Source organism: Vibrio rumoiensis (genome assembly GCF_002218045.2).
Lineage (GTDB): Bacteria > Pseudomonadota > Gammaproteobacteria > Enterobacterales > Vibrionaceae > Vibrio > Vibrio rumoiensis.
The window spans coordinates 61,681-82,847 of sequence record NZ_AP018685.1; the positions used below are offsets into that span (position 1 = coordinate 61,681).

The 21,167-nt window shown below is 44.1% G+C and carries 10 protein-coding genes, 4 tRNA genes, 3 rRNA genes, 2 pseudogenes and 1 riboswitch; of the genes and pseudogenes, 15 read left to right on the forward strand and 4 right to left on the reverse strand.

All coding sequences use genetic code 11. The features are described from left to right. Nucleotides 1–26: 26 nt before the first annotated feature. Nucleotides 27–866, forward strand: a pseudogene (locus VRUMOI_RS00315) (potassium transporter TrkG); the annotation flags it as partial. 5 nt (nt 867–871) lie between these two features. Here the strand turns inward: VRUMOI_RS00315 and VRUMOI_RS00320 are convergent. Further along, entirely contained in the window at nt 872–1,897 is a 1,026-nt protein-coding gene (locus VRUMOI_RS00320; RefSeq protein ID WP_110410610.1) for an IS630 family transposase, read from the reverse strand. Nucleotides 1,898–1,953: 56 nt separating this feature from the next. On the opposite strand from VRUMOI_RS00320, the pseudogene VRUMOI_RS00325 reads away from it, so the two are divergent. The 9 genes and pseudogenes from VRUMOI_RS00325 to VRUMOI_RS00365 form a co-directional block, all read left to right on the forward strand. After that, nucleotides 1,954–2,577 (forward strand): annotated as a pseudogene (locus VRUMOI_RS00325) (potassium transporter TrkG); the annotation flags it as partial. A 6-nt stretch (nt 2,578–2,583) separates the two neighbouring features. Further along, on the forward strand, nt 2,584–3,114 hold the full coding sequence (gene hemG / locus VRUMOI_RS00330) for a menaquinone-dependent protoporphyrinogen IX dehydrogenase (protein ID WP_110410611.1): 531 nt from the start codon (nt 2,584–2,586) through the stop codon (nt 3,112–3,114). Between the two features lie 486 nt (nt 3,115–3,600). Further along, nucleotides 3,601–5,139 (forward strand): 16S ribosomal RNA (locus VRUMOI_RS00335). A gap of 92 nt (nt 5,140–5,231) precedes the next feature. Then, nucleotides 5,232–5,307 (forward strand) — tRNA-Glu (locus VRUMOI_RS00340). 1 nt (nt 5,308) lies between these two features. Beyond that, nucleotides 5,309–5,384, forward strand: a tRNA-Lys gene (locus VRUMOI_RS00345). Nucleotides 5,385–5,427: 43 nt separating this feature from the next. Beyond that, nucleotides 5,428–5,503 (forward strand) — tRNA-Val (locus VRUMOI_RS00350). 349 nt (nt 5,504–5,852) lie between these two features. After that, nucleotides 5,853–8,734, forward strand: a 23S ribosomal RNA gene (locus VRUMOI_RS00355). A gap of 123 nt (nt 8,735–8,857) precedes the next feature. Then, nucleotides 8,858–8,973 (forward strand): 5S ribosomal RNA (gene rrf, locus VRUMOI_RS00360). The 16S, 23S and 5S rRNA genes sit together here with 4 tRNA genes alongside, the layout of an rRNA operon. Nucleotides 8,974–9,040: 67 nt before the next feature. Beyond that, a tRNA-Ser gene (locus tag VRUMOI_RS00365) sits at nt 9,041–9,131 on the forward strand. 519 nt (nt 9,132–9,650) lie between these two features. On the opposite strand, the gene plsB is transcribed toward VRUMOI_RS00365, so the two are convergent. Continuing rightward, nucleotides 9,651–12,077 (reverse strand): glycerol-3-phosphate 1-O-acyltransferase PlsB, encoded by a 2,427-nt coding sequence (gene plsB / locus VRUMOI_RS00370; protein WP_089139907.1) that lies wholly within the window; start codon nt 12,075–12,077, stop codon nt 9,651–9,653. A gap of 223 nt (nt 12,078–12,300) precedes the next feature. On the opposite strand from plsB, the gene lexA reads away from it, so the two are divergent. The 3 genes from lexA to dinF all read left to right on the forward strand — a co-directional run bounded on the left by lexA (nt 12,301) and on the right by dinF (nt 15,289). After that, the gene (lexA, locus tag VRUMOI_RS00375) at nt 12,301–12,924 is read left to right on the forward strand and encodes a transcriptional repressor LexA (RefSeq protein ID WP_089125060.1); all 624 of its coding nucleotides are present in this window, start codon (nt 12,301–12,303) and stop codon (nt 12,922–12,924) included. Between the two features lie 100 nt (nt 12,925–13,024). Beyond that, nucleotides 13,025–13,849, forward strand: a complete 825-nt coding sequence (locus tag VRUMOI_RS00380) for a class I SAM-dependent methyltransferase (protein ID WP_089139906.1) — start codon at nt 13,025–13,027, stop codon at nt 13,847–13,849. Between the two features lie 72 nt (nt 13,850–13,921). Continuing rightward, nucleotides 13,922–15,289, forward strand: coding sequence for an MATE family efflux transporter DinF (gene dinF, locus VRUMOI_RS00385; RefSeq protein WP_162598323.1), 1,368 nt, complete (start codon nt 13,922–13,924; stop codon nt 15,287–15,289). A gap of 72 nt (nt 15,290–15,361) precedes the next feature. Here the strand turns inward: dinF and sthA are convergent, their stop codons facing one another. Beyond that, complete coding sequence (gene sthA, locus VRUMOI_RS00390) at nt 15,362–16,762, reverse strand: Si-specific NAD(P)(+) transhydrogenase (protein ID WP_089139905.1); 1,401 nt, start codon at nt 16,760–16,762, stop codon at nt 15,362–15,364. Between the two features lie 283 nt (nt 16,763–17,045). Here sthA and fabR point away from each other — a divergent pair, with 283 nt between their 5' ends. Further along, the gene (gene fabR, locus VRUMOI_RS00395; RefSeq protein ID WP_089139904.1) at nt 17,046–17,660 is read left to right on the forward strand and encodes an HTH-type transcriptional repressor FabR; all 615 of its coding nucleotides are present in this window, start codon (nt 17,046–17,048) and stop codon (nt 17,658–17,660) included. A 105-nt stretch (nt 17,661–17,765) separates the two neighbouring features. On the opposite strand, the gene trmA is transcribed toward fabR, so the two are convergent. Then, on the reverse strand, nt 17,766–18,872 hold the full coding sequence (gene trmA, locus VRUMOI_RS00400) for a tRNA (uridine(54)-C5)-methyltransferase TrmA (RefSeq protein ID WP_089139903.1): 1,107 nt from the start codon (nt 18,870–18,872) through the stop codon (nt 17,766–17,768). A 156-nt stretch (nt 18,873–19,028) separates the two neighbouring features. Beyond that, nucleotides 19,029–19,255: riboswitch (cobalamin riboswitch) on the forward strand. A 37-nt stretch (nt 19,256–19,292) separates the two neighbouring features. Here trmA and VRUMOI_RS00405 point away from each other — a divergent pair. Beyond that, nucleotides 19,293–21,128 carry a TonB-dependent receptor domain-containing protein gene (locus VRUMOI_RS00405; protein ID WP_089139902.1) on the forward strand — a complete coding sequence of 612 codons (1,836 nt, stop codon included), beginning with the start codon at nt 19,293–19,295 and terminating at the stop codon, nt 21,126–21,128. Nucleotides 21,129–21,167 lie beyond the last annotated feature (39 nt).

Genomic DNA, 21,167 nt, shown 5'->3' on the forward strand with positions numbered 1-21,167 from the left:
TTGGAAGCTTAGCTTCTCTACTTTATATGCAATTTCGTTCAATTATTCGAATTGTCGGCTTACTGCTGGCGTTATTTAGCCTCACTATGTTGGCACCTGCGCTGGTGGCTTTATTTTATCGGGATGGGGCTGGTGTGCCTTTTGTCACGACCTTTTTTGTGTTGTTCTTCTGTGGTGGCTTATGTTGGTTTCCCAATCGTTATAATAAATCAGAATTAAAAGCGCGAGATGGCTTCCTGATAGTGGTTTTATTTTGGGTGGTTATCGGTAGTGCAGGGGCGTTACCATTTTGGTTATCTGATGATCCTAATATTTCAGTGACGGATTCTTTTTTTGAATCTTTTTCTGCGTTAACGACGACTGGGGCAACGACAATTGTTGGCCTGGATACCTTACCGAAAGCCGTATTATTCTACCGACAGTTTTTACAATGGTTCGGAGGGATGGGGATTATCGTCCTCGCGGTGGCTATTTTACCTATACTTGGCATTGGTGGCATGCAGCTATATCGAGCCGAAATACCGGGGCCGGTAAAAGACAATAAGATGACACCACGAATTGCCGAAACCGCAAAAGTGCTTTGGTATATATACTTAAGCCTTACCATTGCTTGTGCGGGAGCGTTTTGGTTGGCGGGTATGAGCTTATTTGACGCGATCTGTCATAGTTTTTCGACGATTGCTATTGGTGGGTTTTCTACGCATGATGCCAGTATGGGATATTTTAATAGCCCAGTGATTAATATGATCACGGTCGTTTTTCTGCTTATTTCAGCGTGTAACTTCTCACTGCATTTTGCAGCCTTTGCGTCGGGCGGCGTGCACCCTAAATATTATTGGAAAGATCCAGAGTTTCGCGCTTTTATACCCAATCAACTTGAAGTTGCAGGTTTCAATACTTGAAAGTTATCATTAATTCGAGACATTAGTGAACTTGCAACTTCAGGTAAAGTCACATCAAAAAATGTATCGATGGCACCCTTAAAGGATGCCTTTGTGGGGAAATATACATTGTTTCTTGCATGTTCATGCATCACCTTCCACAGTCGCTCAATTGGGTTTAAATTGGGGCTGTAAGGAGGCAAATAATGAAGCTCAATATTCAGCATGGTTGCAAAGTCTTTGACTAACTGGCTACGGTGATAGCCTGCACCATCTAAAACAATGTGTACTTTTTGTTCTAATGGGTAATGTTCTTTCTTAAGTTTCCAAAGGAAACGAGCAATATTCTCACTGTTTACCGTGTCGTAATTTTCAACAACCGTGGCTGAAATATTATTTAAGTTTAAAGCACCAATGTAATTTAACCGAGTACGGCTACCCGTGGTTTCAATCACTTTATCTTCACCTTTACGGATCCAGCCGTAAGTGATTTTGGTCGCTTGGCTTGGATGCACAGCATCCATAAATAAGATAGGCTCGCCGCGTTGTTTCAGTTCACGATAATATTCAATGAAAGCGTGTTGAGCTTCAGGGTTAAACTTATGAGGAACACCTTTAGGTTGTTTGTAAGAAAAACCATTGTGATGTAGCCATTTGTTCATACCAGCAACCGTATAGGTGACCTGAAATTCAGACTGAACGTAATCAACAATTTGATGAGTATGAAAGTAAGTATTCTCAGCGAGGTGCTCAATAAGCGCCATTGTTTCCGCTGCATTGAGCTTACTCTGAGAACCGCCATTTTCTGGTGTGAGTTTTTCAGATTTCAAGTAATCATTGATATGACGAGTAACGGTAGTTTCATGAATTCGCAAAGCTTGCGAAATCATAGAATTTGACCAACCTTCAGACGCAAGCAAGACCGCTTTAATGCGGTCGCGCACTCGACCATCACGCGCAGAGTCATGCATTCGTTCGAGCTGTTTCTTCTTCTGGTTGGATAATTCTATTTTCATGTTTGTTAGCATGATCCTGTTAAAAGATAAAATCAAGCATCTTCAATGATCACGGGTATATTACGATTCAAGTTCTGTTGTTTTTTTTATGCTTTTCTATCTTACTTTTACACAGTAATGACTTAACAACATTTGAAACCTTTGATCAGGTATTGTTCCAGACGGTGTCGATCTCGACTACTGCTGGGTTTACCACAACAGGGTTTTCACAATGGCCTCTGTTTCTTCCTGTGTTATTGCTGTTTTCTTCTTTTATTGGTGGTTGTGCAGGCTCTACGGGAGGAGGCTTGAAAGTGATTCGAGTATTGTTGCTCACACTACAAGGCGGCCGTGAACTAAAACGTCTTGTCCACCCGAAAGCGGTCTTCCCGATTAAAGTGGGGGGAAAAGCGCTGCCACAACGGGTGGTCGATGCGGTATGGGGATTCTTCTCGGCGTATGCATTAGTATTTGTATTATGCATGCTTGGGCTTATCGCATCAGGTATGGATGAATTAAGTGCTTTTTCCGCTGTGGCTGCAACACTCAATAATTTAGGGCCAGGGTTGGGGGAGGTTTCGGTACATTTTGCTAATGTGAATGATGCCGCTAAGTGGGTACTTATTGTATCAATGCTATTTGGTCGATTAGAAGTCTTTACGCTTCTTATCTTATTTACACCGACATTTTGGAAAAGTTAGGTTTTCGTGAAAAGTACTATTATTTTATATTCAACCCGTGAGGGACAAACTCATAAAATTGCGCGGTTTATGGCGGAACAGATTGGTAGCGATAGTTGTGAATTGGTTGATCTACACCAAGCTGATGATTTAGATCTGAACTTATATAGCAATATCATCATTGGTGCGTCTATTCGTTATGGTCACTTTAATAAAAAGTTGTATCAGTTTATCGAGCAGCATAAAGCGCATTTAATCTCAGCGGGTGCTTCTTTTTATAGTGTTAACTTAACCGCTCGTAAACCAGGTAAAGATACGCCGGAAGGAAGTGTCTATATTCAAAAGTTTTTAAAACGCTCACCTTGGCAACCAAAATATATTGGTGTGTTTGCTGGTGGACTGTATTACCCACGATATTCATGGTTCGACCGAGTTATGATTCGATTTATTATGTCGATGACAGATGGTGAAACGGATACCAGTAAAGAAGTCGAATATACAAACTGGGAAAAAGTCGCTCTATTTGTCAAAAAGGTTACGAAACAGTCGACAAAATAGACAAAAAGAACAGCTTTAGATGCTTTTTTAATCGAAAGAAAAGAAAATCAAAAAAAAGTGGAAAAAGGGCTTGCCAATGTGAACTAGCTCTCTATAATGCGCCCTCACTGACACGGAGCACGCAGCCTAGCTGCAGCAACGAGTCAAGCGGTTCAGACCTTCTCAAAAAGGTTAACGAAATTAAATTGAAAAAGTGTTTGACACTCTCAATCAAATCGTTAGAATGGCCGCCCTGTTCAACGAGACGCAGTCACGAAGAACAGCGCTCTTTAACAATTTAAACCTATCAATCTGTGTGGGCACTCGTTGATGATAATCAATATAGCTTCTTAGGAAGCAACAATGATTTCAATGAACTGAGTGACCAATCAGTTATTAGTTTACTAATAATTGGCACAGTCAATTCATTATCATTCTGTTGGAATGATAATAGCTTTAAATTACTTAGGTAGTTTGAAGTCAGTATTCGTTGAGTCACAAAATCTTAAATTGAAGAGTTTGATCATGGCTCAGATTGAACGCTGGCGGCAGGCCTAACACATGCAAGTCGAGCGGAAACGAGAAGTAGCTTGCTACTTCGGCGTCGAGCGGCGGACGGGTGAGTAATGCATAGGAAGTTGCCCAGTAGAGGGGGATAACCATTGGAAACGATGGCTAATACCGCATAACCTCTTCGGAGCAAAGCGGGGGACCTTCGGGCCTCGCGCTACTGGATACGCCTATGTGGGATTAGCTAGTTGGTGAGGTAATGGCTCACCAAGGCGACGATCCTAGCTGGTCTGAGAGGATGATCAGCCACACTGGGACTGAGACACGGCCCAGACTCCTACGGGAGGCAGCAGTGGGGAATATTGCACAATGGGCGAAAGCCTGATGCAGCCATGCCGCGTGTATGAAGAAGGCCTTCGGGTTGTAAAGTACTTTCAGTTGTGAGGAAGGTTTCGTAGTTAATAACTGCGTTGCTTGACGTTAGCAACAGAAGAAGCACCGGCTAACTCCGTGCCAGCAGCCGCGGTAATACGGAGGGTGCGAGCGTTAATCGGAATTACTGGGCGTAAAGCGCATGCAGGTGGTTTGTTAAGTCAGATGTGAAAGCCCGGGCTCAACCTCGGAAGGTCATTTGAAACTGGCAAACTAGAGTACTGTAGAGGGGTAGAATTTCAGGTGTAGCGGTGAAATGCGTAGAGATCTGAAGGAATACCAGTGGCGAAGGCGGCCCCCTGGACAGATACTGACACTCAGATGCGAAAGCGTGGGGAGCAAACAGGATTAGATACCCTGGTAGTCCACGCCGTAAACGATGTCTACTTGGAGGTTGTGGCCTTGAGCCGTGGCTTTCGGAGCTAACGCGTTAAGTAGACCGCCTGGGGAGTACGGTCGCAAGATTAAAACTCAAATGAATTGACGGGGGCCCGCACAAGCGGTGGAGCATGTGGTTTAATTCGATGCAACGCGAAGAACCTTACCTACTCTTGACATCCAGAGAACTTTCCAGAGATGGATTGGTGCCTTCGGGAACTCTGAGACAGGTGCTGCATGGCTGTCGTCAGCTCGTGTTGTGAAATGTTGGGTTAAGTCCCGCAACGAGCGCAACCCTTATCCTTGTTTGCCAGCGAGTAATGTCGGGAACTCCAGGGAGACTGCCGGTGATAAACCGGAGGAAGGTGGGGACGACGTCAAGTCATCATGGCCCTTACGAGTAGGGCTACACACGTGCTACAATGGCGCATACAGAGGGCAGCAAGCTAGCGATAGTGAGCGAATCCCAAAAAGTGCGTCGTAGTCCGGATTGGAGTCTGCAACTCGACTCCATGAAGTCGGAATCGCTAGTAATCGTGGATCAGAATGCCACGGTGAATACGTTCCCGGGCCTTGTACACACCGCCCGTCACACCATGGGAGTGGGCTGCAAAAGAAGTAGGTAGTTTAACCTTCGGGAGGACGCTTACCACTTTGTGGTTCATGACTGGGGTGAAGTCGTAACAAGGTAGCCCTAGGGGAACCTGGGGCTGGATCACCTCCTTATACGAAGATTATTTTTGATGAGTACCCACACAGATTGATTAGGTTTATATAGAAAAGAGTTTTGAAAGCATCCCAATGCTTTCATAGTCCGTGTCCCGTTCGTCTAGAGGCCTAGGACACCGCCCTTTCACGGCGGTAACAGGGGTTCGACTCCCCTACGGGATACCATGGGTCGTTAGCTCAGTTGGTAGAGCAGTTGACTTTTAATCAATTGGTCGCAGGTTCGAATCCTGCACGACCCACCATTTCCTCCCACGGAAATGCTTACTTTAGGTAAGAAAACAATGTGGGCGATTAGCTCAGTTGGGAGAGCACCTGCCTTACAAGCAGGGGGTCACTGGTTCGAGCCCGGTATCGCCCACCACTCTTTAAACACTTTTACGATGCTTCGCATCCAATAATGATTTGGATGGGATTCTTTGTCGCCTAAAGTCTTTAAAAAGTGGTTTGTTTGAAAATAATAAACTCTTTGCTCTTTAACAATTTGGAAAGCTGACTAGATAAACATTTTAATGTTTATCTTAATAAAAGTTCTCAATGTTTATCCTTGTGATAAACACAACAACACACATTCAAGTGTCTTGTATTCAAATCAATTGCTTGCAATTGATTCTATTGAGTCCGGCAAACGACCGTTAAGATTACCCTCTTAACGGTCAAAAAACTAAAACCTTATTTAGTTGAACATACATTAAGACCCTTTTGGGTTGTATGGTTAAGTGAATAAGCGTACACGGTGGATGCCTAGGCAGTCAGAGGCGATGAAGGACGTATTAACTTGCGATAAGCGTAGATTAGGCAGTAAAAGCCACTTGAGTCTACGATTTCCGAATGGGGAAACCCACATGCATAAGCATGTATTATTAACTGAATACATAGGTTAATAAGGCGAACTCGGGGAACTGAAACATCTAAGTACCCGAAGGAAGAGAAATCAACCGAGATTCCGAAAGTAGCGGCGAGCGAAATTGGATTAGCCCTTAAGCTTTATATGCGTCAGGTGAAGGCTCTGGAAAGTGCCGCGATACAGGGTGATAGCCCCGTAACCGACAACGCATACTAAGTGAAAACGAGTAAGGCGGGACACGTGATATCCTGTCTGAACATGGGGGGACCATCCTCCAAGGCTAAATACTCCTGACTGACCGATAGTGAACCAGTACCGTGAGGGAAAGGCGAAAAGAACCCCTGTGAGGGGAGTGAAATAGAACCTGAAACCGTGTACGTACAAGCAGTAGGAGCACCTTCGTGGTGTGACTGCGTACCTTTTGTATAATGGGTCAGCGACTTATATTTAGTAGCAAGGTTAACCGTATAGGGGAGCCGTAGGGAAACCGAGTCTTAACTGGGCGTCGAGTTGCTAGGTATAGACCCGAAACCAGGTGATCTAGCCATGGGCAGGTTGAAGATTGAGTAACATCAATTGGAGGACCGAACCGACTAATGTTGAAAAATTAGCGGATGACTTGTGGCTAGGGGTGAAAGGCCAATCAAACCTGGAGATAGCTGGTTCTCCCCGAAAGCTATTTAGGTAGCGCCTCGGACGAATACTACTGGGGGTAGAGCACTGTTAAGGCTAGGGGGTCATCCCGACTTACCAACCCTTTGCAAACTCCGAATACCAGTAAGTAATATCCGGGAGACACACGGCGGGTGCTAACGTCCGTCGTGGAGAGGGAAACAACCCAGACCGCCAGCTAAGGTCCCAAAGTATAGCTAAGTGGGAAACGATGTGGGAAGGCTCAGACAGCCAGGATGTTGGCTTAGAAGCAGCCATCATTTAAAGAAAGCGTAATAGCTCACTGGTCGAGTCGGCCTGCGCGGAAGATGTAACGGGGCTAAGCTATACACCGAAGCTGCGGCATCATAGTTTACTATGATGGGTAGGGGAGCGTTCTGTAAGCCGTTGAAGGTGAACTGAGAAGTTTGCTGGAGGTATCAGAAGTGCGAATGCTGACATGAGTAACGATAAAGGAGTGAAAACTCCTCGCCGGAAGACCAAGGGTTCCTGTCCAACGTTAATCGGGGCAGGGTAAGTCGACCCTAAGGCGAGGCTGAAAAGCGTAGTCGATGGGAAACGGGTTAATATTCCCGTACTTCTTACAAATGCGATGGGGGGACGGAGAAGGCTAGGTGGGCCTGGCGATGGTTGTCCAGGTTCAAGTGCGTAGGCTAATTTCTTAGGTAAATCCGGGAAATTGTTAGGCTGAGACACGATGTCGAGCTACTACGGTAGTGAAGTCATTGATGCCATGCTTCCAGGAAAAGCCTCTAAGCTTCAGTTTGTAAGAAATCGTACCCCAAACCGACACAGGTGGTCGGGTAGAGAATACCAAGGCGCTTGAGAGAACTCGGGTGAAGGAACTAGGCAAAATGGTACCGTAACTTCGGGAGAAGGTACGCTCTAGCGGTGATGAGACTTGCTCTCTAAGCTGCCGGGAGTCGCAGATACCAGGTGGCTGCAACTGTTTATTAAAACACAGCACTGTGCAAAATCGTAAGATGACGTATACGGTGTGACGCCTGCCCGGTGCCGGAAGGTTAATTGATGGGGTTATCTTCGGAGAAGCTCTTGATCGAAGCCCCGGTAAACGGCGGCCGTAACTATAACGGTCCTAAGGTAGCGAAATTCCTTGTCGGGTAAGTTCCGACCTGCACGAATGGCGTAATGATGGCCACGCTGTCTCCACCCGAGACTCAGTGAAATTGAAATCGCTGTGAAGATGCAGTGTACCCGCGGCTAGACGGAAAGACCCCGTGAACCTTTACTACAGCTTGGCACTGAACATTGACCCTACATGTGTAGGATAGGTGGGAGACTTTGAAGCAATCACGCCAGTGGTTGTGGAGTCAACCTTGAAATACCACCCTTGTAGTGTTGATGTTCTAACTTAGCCCCATTATCTGGGGTGAGGACAGTGCCTGGTGGGTAGTTTGACTGGGGCGGTCTCCTCCCAAAGAGTAACGGAGGAGCACGAAGGTGGGCTAAACACGGTTGGACATCGTGTGGTTAGTGCAATGGCATAAGCCCGCTTGACTGCGAGAATGACAATTCGAGCAGGTGCGAAAGCAGGTCATAGTGATCCGGTGGTTCTGAATGGAAGGGCCATCGCTCAACGGATAAAAGGTACTCCGGGGATAACAGGCTGATACCGCCCAAGAGTTCATATCGACGGCGGTGTTTGGCACCTCGATGTCGGCTCATCACATCCTGGGGCTGAAGTCGGTCCCAAGGGTATGGCTGTTCGCCATTTAAAGTGGTACGCGAGCTGGGTTTAGAACGTCGTGAGACAGTTCGGTCCCTATCTGCCGTGGGCGTTGGAAGATTGAAGGGGGCTGCTCCTAGTACGAGAGGACCGGAGTGGACGAACCTCTGGTGTTCGGGTTGTCATGCCAATGGCATTGCCCGGTAGCTAAGTTCGGAATCGATAAGTGCTGAAAGCATCTAAGCACGAAGCGAGCCCTGAGATGAGTCTTCCCTGGCGCTTTAAGCGTCCTAAAGGGTTGTTCGAGACTAGAACGTTGATAGGCAGGGTGTGTAAGTGCTGCGAGGCATTGAGCTAACCTGTACTAATTGCCCGTGAGGCTTAACCATACAACACCTAAAGGGTTTTGGTTGGACTTAATAGATATAAGACATGCTTGAATGAGTGTGAGAACGAACAGCTTTCCGAATTAAGTTAAAGCATCCTAGTGGATGTTTTAACAAAAGAATTTGCTTGGCGACCATAGCGCTTTGGACCCACCTGATTCCATGCCGAACTCAGAAGTGAAACGAAGTAGCGCCGATGGTAGTGTGGGGTTTCCCCATGTGAGAGTAGGACATCGCCAGGCTTTGAATATCATTACTTTTAAAAGTAATAACATTATTAGTGCACAAACCTAATAATGAACAATTTGTGGAGGGATGGCTGAGTGGTCGAAAGCACCGGTCTTGAAAACCGGCAAGGGTTAATAGCTCTTCTAGGGTTCAAATCCCTATCCCTCCGCCACTATTTAAAACCCCGCTAGTTATCTAGCGGGGTTTTTTACTATATATCTTCTTACCAATATTTGATCTACTCCTTTTACGCTTGGTTAGATAACCATTTTTATATTGTATTGTTGTCTTCGCGATTATTTATAGTGCTTCCTTGTCTTTCTCATCACTAAGTGGTTATGTTATTGCGCGTAGAGGTTGGATTAATCCAGAGATATTGATTATTGCTCTTTCAATAAGCACACTGGTTCATATTTCGTGACTATCTCTCGAGAGTTAAGCTTAGAAGAGACCTCAGTTTGGTTTAGAAGTGAGTGGTAGTTGAGTGTATTCAGCAAGTCGTAGCATAGACATAGAGAGTGCCAGCGGTACTGGTGCTTATTCTAATTAGCCTCACCTGTCTTTATTTACAGAAAGGATAATTAATAGTTTGGGAAATGTGTTCAGAGAAAATAGAAGTGCAGAGTAGAGTTACTCTGCACTAGAGTTGGAGTAAATATAGAGTGATAATAACGAACGTGTTTTTGCTTAACTATTTTTTACGTATAATGCTTTCTTGTAACGTTAGCTGAACTTCTGGTGATAATAACTCACCCAGTAAATCGACTAAGGTTTCGATTTTGTGCTGCTGTTCAGTTTGTGGCGCTAAATAGCCTTGTTGTTTAAGCGTTTGGAATAAGGTGATAAATACCCCTTTATCGAAAAACTCGGGCGCATTAATGCCGTGTAACCTTCCTAAACGCTGGGCAATAGTTTGGCTTTGTTTTTCAAGTAATCCTTTATCAATCTCTGGCATGGCGACGAGTTGAGTCAGCGCAATCGCATAGCGTTGTAAGGTTTCCACAATCGTGCGAGAAAGTAGAATTAGCACCTGCACTTGAGAAGGATTAATCGAAATGACGCCATTATCTTCTTTAATCAACTCTTGGCGTAGTAGTTCATTGACTAAATCGGTGATTACCGTGTCGAGTTGATCTTGTTGGTAATGTAAGAACAATTCCGCTTTCAAGAATGGGTAGATCAAGCTAATTGCTTGGTGTAGTTCATCACGTGAAATGTGTTCTTTTTGTACCACTAGGTGAGCGATCAATGACGGCAAAGCAAATAAATGGATGATGTTATTACGGTAATAAGTCATCAGAACCGATTGCTGTCGATCGAGAGAAATAATATCGCCTTGTTCATCGGCTTCGACTACGAATTTATCTAATTTTTCTGCATGCTCTACCAATTGTGCGGCGCTGCTATCTGGCACGGTACTGGTTGGCGTGTAAGGTACTTGGGTTAATAGTGATAAGTAACAATTAATTTGTTGCTCAAGCTTACGGCGAGAAAGTGCACGTTGATTCGATGCTAATAAGGCCGTTGCACAAAGTGTTAGGGCATTGGCTGCTGCGGCATCATTAATATGCGTCATCATTTTATTGGCGAGCTTGTTGACCACTGGATTCATCCATTGTGGTTTTTGGCTGCTGTCTTGGGCTTGGTTTTCTTTACTCGACCAACCTGGCATTTCTTCATTAAGGTATTGGTTGAGGTTAATAGGTTCACCAAAATTGACATAGCCTTGGCCAAAGTTGCGTAACTTACGTAGCGTTTTTAGTACCATACCGGCACTTTCTTTTTCTTTACGCTTGCCAGTTAATTCTTTGGTGTAAGTCGACACTTCCATTACATGTTCGTAACCAATATAAACTGGCACTAAAGTGACTGGGCGGTTTAAACCACGAAGCATGGTTTGGATTGTCATCGCCAACATGCCGGTTTTGGCTTGCAATAAGCGACCGGTACGTGAACGCCCACCTTCACTGAAAAACTCGACCGAGTAGCCTTTCGTAAACAACTCCGCTAAATATTCACGAAAAATGGTGGAGTAGAGTTTATTGCCTTTAAAGCTACGGCGAATGAAGAAAGCGCCACCACGACGGAAAATCGGGCCTGCAGGGAAGAAATTGAGGTTCACCCCTGCGGCAATGTGCGGAGGAACCATACCTTCATGGTGTAACACGTAAGAAAGCAGTAGATAATCCATGTGACTGCGGTGACAAGGGACATAAATGATTTCATGACCATCTTGTGCCAGTTTACGTACCGCTGCCATGTTATTGATATTCAAGCCTTGATACAGCTTGTTCCACAACCAGCCTAAGAAGCGCGCACCGACACGAATTAAGGTATAAGAAAAGTCGGCGGCAATTTCTTCGAGTATGCCTTGCGCTTGTTTTTGCGCTTTCTCGAGTGAAATGTTTTTATTCTTGGCTTCCTCTTGAATGGCTTGTTGGATCTCTGGCGATTTTAACAAACGATTAAACAGCACTTGGCGTTGTGGCAAGCTAGGGCCAGAAGCGGCAAGTTTTTGGCGTGAAAAGTGGATACGCGCCACACGTGCCAGTTTATGAGCAATCGTTTCATCGACACCATGAGTGTCGGCCATGTAGCGTAATGACACGACAGGGCTAAAGCGGATCATGCAATCACGGCCAGAGGAGACTAATAAGCGACTTTTTTGACAAGCACTCATCGCCTGTAAGTATGGCTTTTCTTTACCTTCTTGATTTGGTTTGCGACCCCATAAAATTGAGGTAGGCAGCATTTGAATATCCAGCTCAGAATCGGCTTGATGCAGTTTGAGCAATTGAGTAAATAAATCAACGGATTGCTTAGGTAAGACTTGTTTGCTGTGAGTGGTCATGCCTTTTGAGGTGAGAAATACAAAGCGCGCAAATTCTTGGCCGTTGATTTGTAATGGCGTTAATGGATCGGGTAGACCGAGTGCTTTGGTTTGCGTTTGCAGACTGATTAAATCGATATCAGAATTAAAAGGTAGTGCATAGACAATTGGCTTGGTTAGATCTAACGTCAGTTCTTCAACCGGGTTGGCTGGGATGGTTTTACCCTTAACCAAAAAAGAAAGAGGTAACTTTAGAAGTGAGCGAGAAACGCGGTGTCCGTAAGACATAACAGTGTACAGCCTCAAATATAAAAAGTGGGGCTCAATCCCCACATACAATACGCAGCAAGTGGTCTATTCTATAGTTTATTCTCGTTAAATCACACCAAATGATAAAATATAGGTACTTTCCTCGGTTTAAATCAATGCTCAAAAAGTGATTCATATCTCTGGAGTTATATTAAATTACTGTATATACTCACAGTCAACTGTATAAAAAGACAGGTGAATTATGAAACCGTTGACGCCCCGCCAACAGCAAATCTTTGAATTGATCAAAGATAAAATTGATATGACAGGAATGCCACCCACGCGTGCGGAAATTGCTCGTGAATTAGGTTTTCGTTCGGCCAATGCAGCCGAAGAGCACTTAAAGGCATTAGCTCGAAAAAATGTAATTGAAATTATTCCTGGTGCTTCTCGTGGCATTCGCATTGTGCAAAGTGAGGAAGAATTGCTAGAAGAGCAAGGTTTACCTCTCGTTGGGCAAGTCGCCGCTGGTGAGCCTATCTTGGCGCAAGAACATGTGGAAAGTCACTACCATGTCGACCCTGCGATGTTTCGCCCACAAGCGGACTTTTTGTTGCGTGTTCATGGTATGAGCATGAAAGACATCGGTATCGTTGATGGTGATTTATTGGCGGTTCATAAAACTCAAGATGTTCGTGATGGCCAAGTGGTGGTTGCTCGCGTTGATGAAGATGTGACCGTTAAACGTTTAGAGCGCAAAGGTTCGAAGGTTTTCTTGCATGCAGAAAATGAAGAATTTAGCCCCATTGAAGTGGACTTAACGCAACAAGAGTTAACGATTGAAGGGTTAGCGGTCGGTATTATTCGCAATAACACTTGGATGTAATATCGCAATCGTCTGTTATGAGCCAATTGCACATAAATTGGCTTGTAAATTAAAATGATAATCATTATCATCAATTAATCTCAACCTAGGAGATTAATTGATGACAGCTTCTTCTGATCCAACGCCACCCACTGCTTGCCAAGCTTATCAAGTTCCTAGTGAACTACTTCAACCTTTGTGGTTACGTAGTCGCGAAAGTTTAATTGATGACGGTTTGGTCTATGATCCGATTGCCGCACGAGCTTGCCAACGCTGCCACCTTTCGGCTGAGTGCTTAGCAGGCGATATCGATCAAAAGCAGTTACTACACGCCACCCTTACTCAACTATGTGATATGGAAGTATCGCGCTTTCTTACTCGTCATCCTAATGCTTGGATCATCAATGTTGGTGCGGGGCTCGATACCCGTTTTTATCGTTTAGATAATGGTCTTTGTCATTGGATTGAAGTGGATGTCGATGAAACCTTGTTATGGCGACAAAAGCTCTTTCATCACAGTGAGCGTTATAAAATGATGTGCGGCTGTGTGCCGGATATGCAATGGCTCGATCAATTGGCGATTCCTGATAACGCGCCGGTCTTAGTGGTGTGTGAGCAAGCGTTGTTACTTCAGCCTCGTAAACAAGTGGCGCATTTTGTACAAAAACTTGGACGACATTTTTCACACGCTCATGCTTGTTTAGTATTGGCGGGCGATAAAACGCAATCACATTGGGGGAAGGGGATGGGCTGTTCGCTCTATCAGCATGGTTTAAAAGACCCCGTGACCAGTGTGTTATCTTGGCTGCCATGGATTGATCGCATTAAAGCACGCTCTCCTGTCGAACATAATTGTAAGCGTTGGCGAGCTTGGCAGAAATTGCTTTCCAAGTTGCCTTTTATCAAGCATAGGCTTACCCCAACCATGATTCATCTGAGTTGGTAGATCAATCCAGACTAATAATTTCTTTGTACTATAAAGCAAGGTAAACTGTCGCCTCATCTAAGTGAGGTTTTCGTGATCAAACAATCTTCGTCATTTCAACTGCTTCAACAAATTCTCTCGCAGCGCTCTTTGCATAAGCAGGTGTTGTTGCTCGCCATTCCAATGGTACTTTCCAATATCACAGTCCCTCTTTTAGGTTTAGTTGATGCTGCGGTGATCGGCCATTTAGATTACGCCTGGTATCTAGGTGGCGTTGCACTAGGTAGTACCATGATCAGCGTGACGTTTTGGTTGTTGGGTTTTTTACGTATGGCGACCACAGGGCTCGCCGCTCAAGCACAAGGTGAAGAAAGTCCACAAAAGTTAGCGCATGTTTGGTTGCAAGGGATGTTAGTGGCTTGGCTGCTAGCGGGTTTGTTTCTATTGTTTCATTCACCACTTGCTGAGCTGATTTTTTCGTTAAGTAATGCCAGTGCTGAAGTGAAGCATTACGGCATGCAGTACTTTTCGATTCGCGTGTGGAGTGCTCCGGCCGCACTCGCCAATTTTGTTATTTTAGGTTGGTTACTTGGCACGCAAAATGCCAAAGCACCGATGTGGCTGGTGATCGTAACCAACTTGGCCAATATTATTTTGGATGTTCTATTTGTCTTGGTGTTTGATTGGAAAGTTGCCGGTGCGGCGTGGGCTTCCGTTTTAGCGGATTATACAGGCTTAGTCTTGGGCTTGTTTTTCGTGATGCGCACCTGGATCAAGCAACAGCTTCCGAATGTATTGACCTTATTACCTTCTGCCACTAATGGCATGGGCAGAATGCTGCGCTTAAATAGTGATATTTTCTTACGCTCATTGTGCTTACAAGCGGTATTCAGTTTTATGACCTTCCAAGGTGCGGCACTAGGCGATGATGTGGTGGCTGCCAATGCGGTGTTGATGAGCTTTTTGATGATGGTGTCTTATGGCATGGATGGTTTTGCTTATGCAATGGAAGCGATGGTCGGTAAGGCGGTGGGGGCGAAAAGTCGTGGTCAATTACTCAATTCGCTAATCGGTACGTCATTTTGGGGTTTAGTCTGTAGTGTGTTTTTAACCTTGATGTTCTGGTTATTTGGCCATCAATTAGTTCGGCTGATCACCGATATTCCGAATGTACAGGCACAAGCGGATATTTACTTGCCTTGGCTAATTGTGATGCCATTGGTATCGATGTGGTGTTTTTTATTAGATGGCATTTTTGTTGGGGCGACCAAAGGCAAAGATATGCGCAATAGTATGCTTATCGCCATGTTGTGTTTTTTTGCACTGTATTTCAGTTTCGCGTCTTGGGGCAACCATGCTTTGTGGATGTCGATGCTGACTTTTATGGGAATGCGTGGTGCTGGGCTCGCGGTGATATTTATCACTCAGTGGAAGCAGCGACGGTTTATTGAATCGGTTTGATTATTCGTTCTTATCAAAAAAGGAGCCCAAGTTGGCTCCTTTATTGTTTGTTTACGATTATGGTTTCGCTTTTTAGAATAAACGATTGAGACCATTGAGCGCCGCTACCCGATAAGCTTCTGCCATGGTTGGGTAGTTAAACGTGGTATTGACGAAATATTCAATAGTATTAGCGGGGCCTTTTTGTTCCATAATGGCTTGTCCGATATGGATAATTTCAGCGGCGCGTTCTCCAAAGCAATGGATACCTAATATTTGCTTGGTTTCTCGATGGAATAAGATTTTCAGACTACCAATATCTTTACCAGCGATCTGCGCACGTGCTAAATGTTTAAATGAAGCACGCCCAACTTCATAAGGGATTTTCGAGGCCGTCAACTCTTGCTCTGTTTTACCAACCGAGCTGATTTCAGGAATGGTGTAAATGCCGGTTGGAATATCATCAATGAGGAATCCATCGGCTTTGCCTTTAGCTATCGCTTGAGCAACAAAACGTCCTTGGTCATACGCCGCGCTGGCAAGGCTAGGATAGCCAATTACATCACCTACCGCGTAAACATGGTCAACTTCGGTTTGGTAGTGTTTGTTGACGGAAAGTTGCCCACGAGAATCTGGGGTTAATCCCACCTGTTCTAAATCCAGTTTGTCGGTATTACCGGTTCGACCATTAGCATAGAGCAAACAGTCTGCTTTCATTTTCTTACCGGATTCAAGGTGTACGATCACACCATCATCGGTGCCTTCTACTTTGTGATAAGTCTCATCATTACGGATCACAACGCCACTATTCCAAAAGTGGTAAGAAAGGGCATCCGAGGTTTCGTTATCTAAGAACGCCAATAAGCGGTCTCGGGTGTTTATTAAATCGGTTTTGACTCCGAGTCCGCGGAAGATAGAGGCATATTCACAACCGATTACCCCTGCGCCGTAAATGATGATGTGTCTAGGGTCATGCTTGAGATTTAAAATGGTGTCGCTGTTGTAGATGCGTTCATGGGTAAAATCGACATCTTCAGGCTGATAGGGGCGTGAACCGGTGGCAATCACAAATTTATCCGCGGTATATTCTTCAAATGTGCCATCCGATTGTGCAACTGACACGCTATTTGGCCCAGTAAATTTGGCGCTACCAAATAATAGAGTGCAAGCATTACGATCATAAAAGCCCTGACGTAGACGAGTTTGTTGATCGATAACGCTTTTTGCATGGTCGAGAATATCGGAGAAGGAAGCGGTAAGACTGGTTTTGTTTTTGCAAAAAAGTGGGTTGTTATTGAATTCAATAATTCGGCTGACTGCATGACGGAGGGCTTTAGAAGGAATGGTTCCCCAGTGAGTACAACCGCCACCAACGCTACTTTCTCTTTCAATTATCGCAACGTTAAGTCCTGCTTTTGCCAACCCCATTGCGGCACCTTCGCCGCCAGGGCCACTACCAATGACAATGACATCAAAGTGTGTTGAATCCATCATGCTTTTCCCTTGATATTGTGTGAAATCCTGAAATGCATACCGAAATTGATACCGGTAGATCTATATCCAAGTTACTTGAGTATAAGATAGTAACGCATTCAATTATGGGGTAAATGATTGAGATAACAGACAGTCGTCACGATCACATAGATTGATGTTTAAAGAGAAAAATAACCGGTTGTTGAATAATTTATTGCGGGAAGCTCGGTGGTATACCCAAGTTGCTTGGGTATAGATGTATTTATCGGTATATTAGCGACATGGTGATCAACGAGAAAGCATAATGGGTATTCGAGCTCAACAAAAAGAAAAAACACGTCGCTCATTAATTGATGCCGCTTTTGGGCAGCTTAGCGCGGATCGCGGTTTTTCAAATTTAAGTCTACGAGAGGTGTCTCGTGAGGCGGGTATTGCACCAACCTCTTTTTACCGCCACTTTAAAGATATGGATGAACTCGGTTTAGTGATGGTGGATGAAGGTGGGCTGTTATTACGGCAATTAATGCGTCAGGCTCGCCAACGTATTGTGGCGGAAGGCAGTTTGATCCGTACATCGGTGCAAACCTTTATGGAGTTTATTGAGCAAAGTCCGAACGTGTTTCGTTTGCTATTGCGTGAGCGTTCAGGAACGTCTGCAGAATTCCGTGCCGCTGTGGCGCGCGAAATCCAACATTTTGGCGCTGAATTAACCGAATATTTAGTGGGAGCAGGAATGGCGCGAGAAGTAGCGGCTATTCAAGCAGAAGCCTCAGTAATGATAGTTTTTACCTCAGGAGCTGAAGCGCTTGATTTAGAAGATGATGCTCGTGATGTTCTTGCTGAGCGTATGATCTTACAATTACGAATGCTCGCGAAGGGGAGCGCTTTGATGAAAGGCTCGATAAAGAATAGCGATTAATCATTAAAAGCCTTTCCCTTTCCATGAAAATAAAAGAAGGGAAACGAAATAAGCCGCTGAATATTCAATATTCAGCGGCTTATTTGTTATTGCGTGTAGGAAAACTTATTTGCGTTCTAGGAAAACACCCACTTCCATGTGGTGAGTGAATGGGAACTGATCAAATAGCGCAAAGCGAGTAATATTATGAGTTTGCGCCAGAATGTCTAAATTGTCTTTTAAGGTTTCTGGGTTGCAAGAGATATACATAATGCGCTCGTAACCTTGTACCATTTTGCATGTTCCTTCATCCATACCTGAGCGTGGTGGATCAACAAAAATGGTATTGCAGTTATAGCTGGCTAAATCGATATTATTGTCTTTTAAACGGCGAAATTCTCTTTTCCCTTCCATTGCATCCGTAAAATCTTCTGCTGACATGCGAATGATTTGTACATTATCGATGTTGTTGGCTTTGATATTATATTGAGCCGAATCAACGGAAGGTTTCGCTAATTCAGTGGCAAGCACACGTTCAAAGTTTTGCGCTAAAGCCAGTGAGAAGTTGCCGTTACCACAGTAAAGTTCGAGTAAGTCGCCTTGACTTTCTTGCGTACAGTCGACCGCCCATTCCAACATCTTTTTTGCCACGATGCCGTTTGGTTGAGTGAAGCTATTTTCAACTTGCTGATAAATATAAGGCTTGCCATTCACGTGCAGCTTTTCTACCACGTAGTCACGGTCCATGACGATTTTCATTTTACGGGCGCGGCCAATGAGATCTAAGTTGAATCCTTCATCATTAAGACGTTGCTTAAGGGCGCGCGCTTCTTGTTGCCATTCGTCATTCAGTTGGCGATGGTAGAGTAGTGAAACTAAAATCTCACCACTTAAGGTCGATAGAAAATCTACTTGGAATAATTTGGTTCTTAATATCGGATTATCTTTCATGGCATCCATGAGTAACGGCATTAAGTCATTAATTAATCGACTGGCGGTTGGGAAGTGATCAACACGATATTTTTGGCGAGTCGCTTGGTCAAACATGATGTAGTACATGTCTTCGCCCTCGTGCCAGACACGAAATTCAGCCCGCATGCGATAATACTGTTCAGGGGATTCAAACACTTCGATTTCTGGCGTGGTAAATTCACCAAACATGTCGCCTAGGCGCAGCAGCTTGTCGTCGAGTTGTTGAGCGTAGCTGGTGGTGTCGCGAGTGTGAGTTGCCATAAGAAGCCTTTTGTTTGAAACAATGAACAAGGAGCGCAGATTTTATCCATCGAGCACCAGATGTCCAGTTTTGTGTTGATGTATTCATTTTTTGAATGAAGAGAGGAAAAATATCGTTCGGGTTTAACTATCAGTGGACATCAAGATCTTAGCACTTTAGGATGCTGTCAGCTGGTGTCTATCCTATTCATATACGAATAGTGATGGCTGAAAAGGGAATTTGGTGTAAATCCAGAACTGACGCGCAGCGGTAATAAGAACGAAACTTTTGGGTGAATAGCCAGACACTACCTTAATTAGGTGGGAAGTCGAAAGGAGTAGGTGATAGTAAGGAATACTGTCGAGCTTTAAGTCCGAATACCTGCCAGTGATTCAGAGCAATTGCTCATTATGTTTCTCGCGTTTTAGGACTTATTAACAATGAAAAAAACCGTTTTAGCAACCGCGATCAGTAGTCTCGCTGGTGGTGTCTTCCTTTCTTTATCTCCCTTTGCTTTGGCGCAAGAGTCATCAACTAATGCCACAACCGATGTGATGCTTGTTACCGCGACTAAGCGTACTGAACCTATTACTAATTTGATTACACCAGTTATCGAAATCACTAAAGAAGATATTGATAAAACCCAAGCTCAAACTTTAACGGAAGTTTTACGTCAGCTTCCAGGTGTGCAAATCACAACTAATGGTGGTGATAGTTCAAATACACGAGTTTATGTTCGTGGTAGTAACAATGTTGTGGTCCTTTTTAATGGCATGCGAATGGGTGGAGCTACAACTGGCTATGCTGATATGAGCCAGGTGCCACTTGCGGGTGTGCAAAAGATCGAATATTTACGCGGTTCTCGCGCCGCTGTGTATGGAGCTGATGCGACGGCTGGGGTGATTAATATCATAACCAGTAGTTCTAATACGGAGACAACTGGTTCTGTTAAAGCAACCGGTGGCTCTAATGGCTACCAAAGCTATGTTGGTTCAATAGCTATGGTACCAAGCTCTAAATCTTGGGTTAATGTGACCACGCAATATCAATATTCTGATAACTATGACATCTATGATGGCGCAGATGATGATAAAGATAGTTACGAGAATACCAATGTCATTGCTGACTGGGGTGTATATTTAGATGATAACTGGATTCTTCGGATGAATGGTTATTATCACAATGGTTTAACAGAATATGATGATACCTACGCAGTTGGGAATTTCTATAACGATAGAAATCAAATAGAAAATTATTCAATTAATGGTCAAGCAATTTATACCACGGATGTTTTTACCTCTAGTTTCGCTTATGGTTATAGCCAAGATGAGCGGGTGACTCAATCATCTTACCCAAGCTCTATTACAACGCATCGTGATGAAGTCAATTGGCGTAATAATTGGTTATTTACTAAAGTAGACAGCTTAGGTTTTGGTTATGAATATACCAATGATGATGTAGGTGATTCTGATATAAACTATAAGGAAACGGAACGTTATAATCATGCTGGTTATGTCAACCTCGCTCATAATGGTGAGATCCTTCAATTAGAAGGAAGTCTTCGTTATGATGATAATCAGCAATTTGGCAATAAAACTACATGGCAATTAGGCGCTGGATGGCAGTTTGCAGAGCAATTCCGCCTAACTGGTAATGTGGGAACTGGCTTCAAAGTGCCGACTTTTAATGACCTCTATTATCCTGATTTTAATGGTTTCCCATCTGCCAACCCTGATTTAGAGCCTGAAGAATCAACTAACTACGAAATTGCTTTGGAAGGGGAGCATAGTTTCTTAAGTTGGCGTTTGGCGGCCTTTTATAATGATATCGATAATAGAATTATTCTAGATAGTAACTACATTGGTCAAAATGTAGAAAATCAAGATTTGACGATTAAAGGTGTTGAATGGGTTGGTAGTTTTGATACTGGACCTCTATATCATCAAATCTCTCTGCAATATTTAAAACCTGAAGATAAGAATACCGGAGAAGATGCTGCTCGTATTGCTCGCCAGCAGTATAAATGGCAAGTAGGTTACCAAGGTGATCATTGGCAAACTAATGTTTCATATCGATACCAAGGTCATAGCTACGATACAAATGGTGCAAAGTTGAATGGGTTTAGCCTCGTTGACTTAGCGGCTAGCTACGATCTAACACCTGATTGGGTGATTTCTGCGCGTGTAAGCAACTTGTTTAATGAAGACTACGAAGTTATCGATAATTATATCGAGCCAGAACGTTCTTTCTATGGCTCGATAGCCTACCAATTCTAATATTATCAAATCTAAGTGCCCTCGATTCTTTGTTGAGGG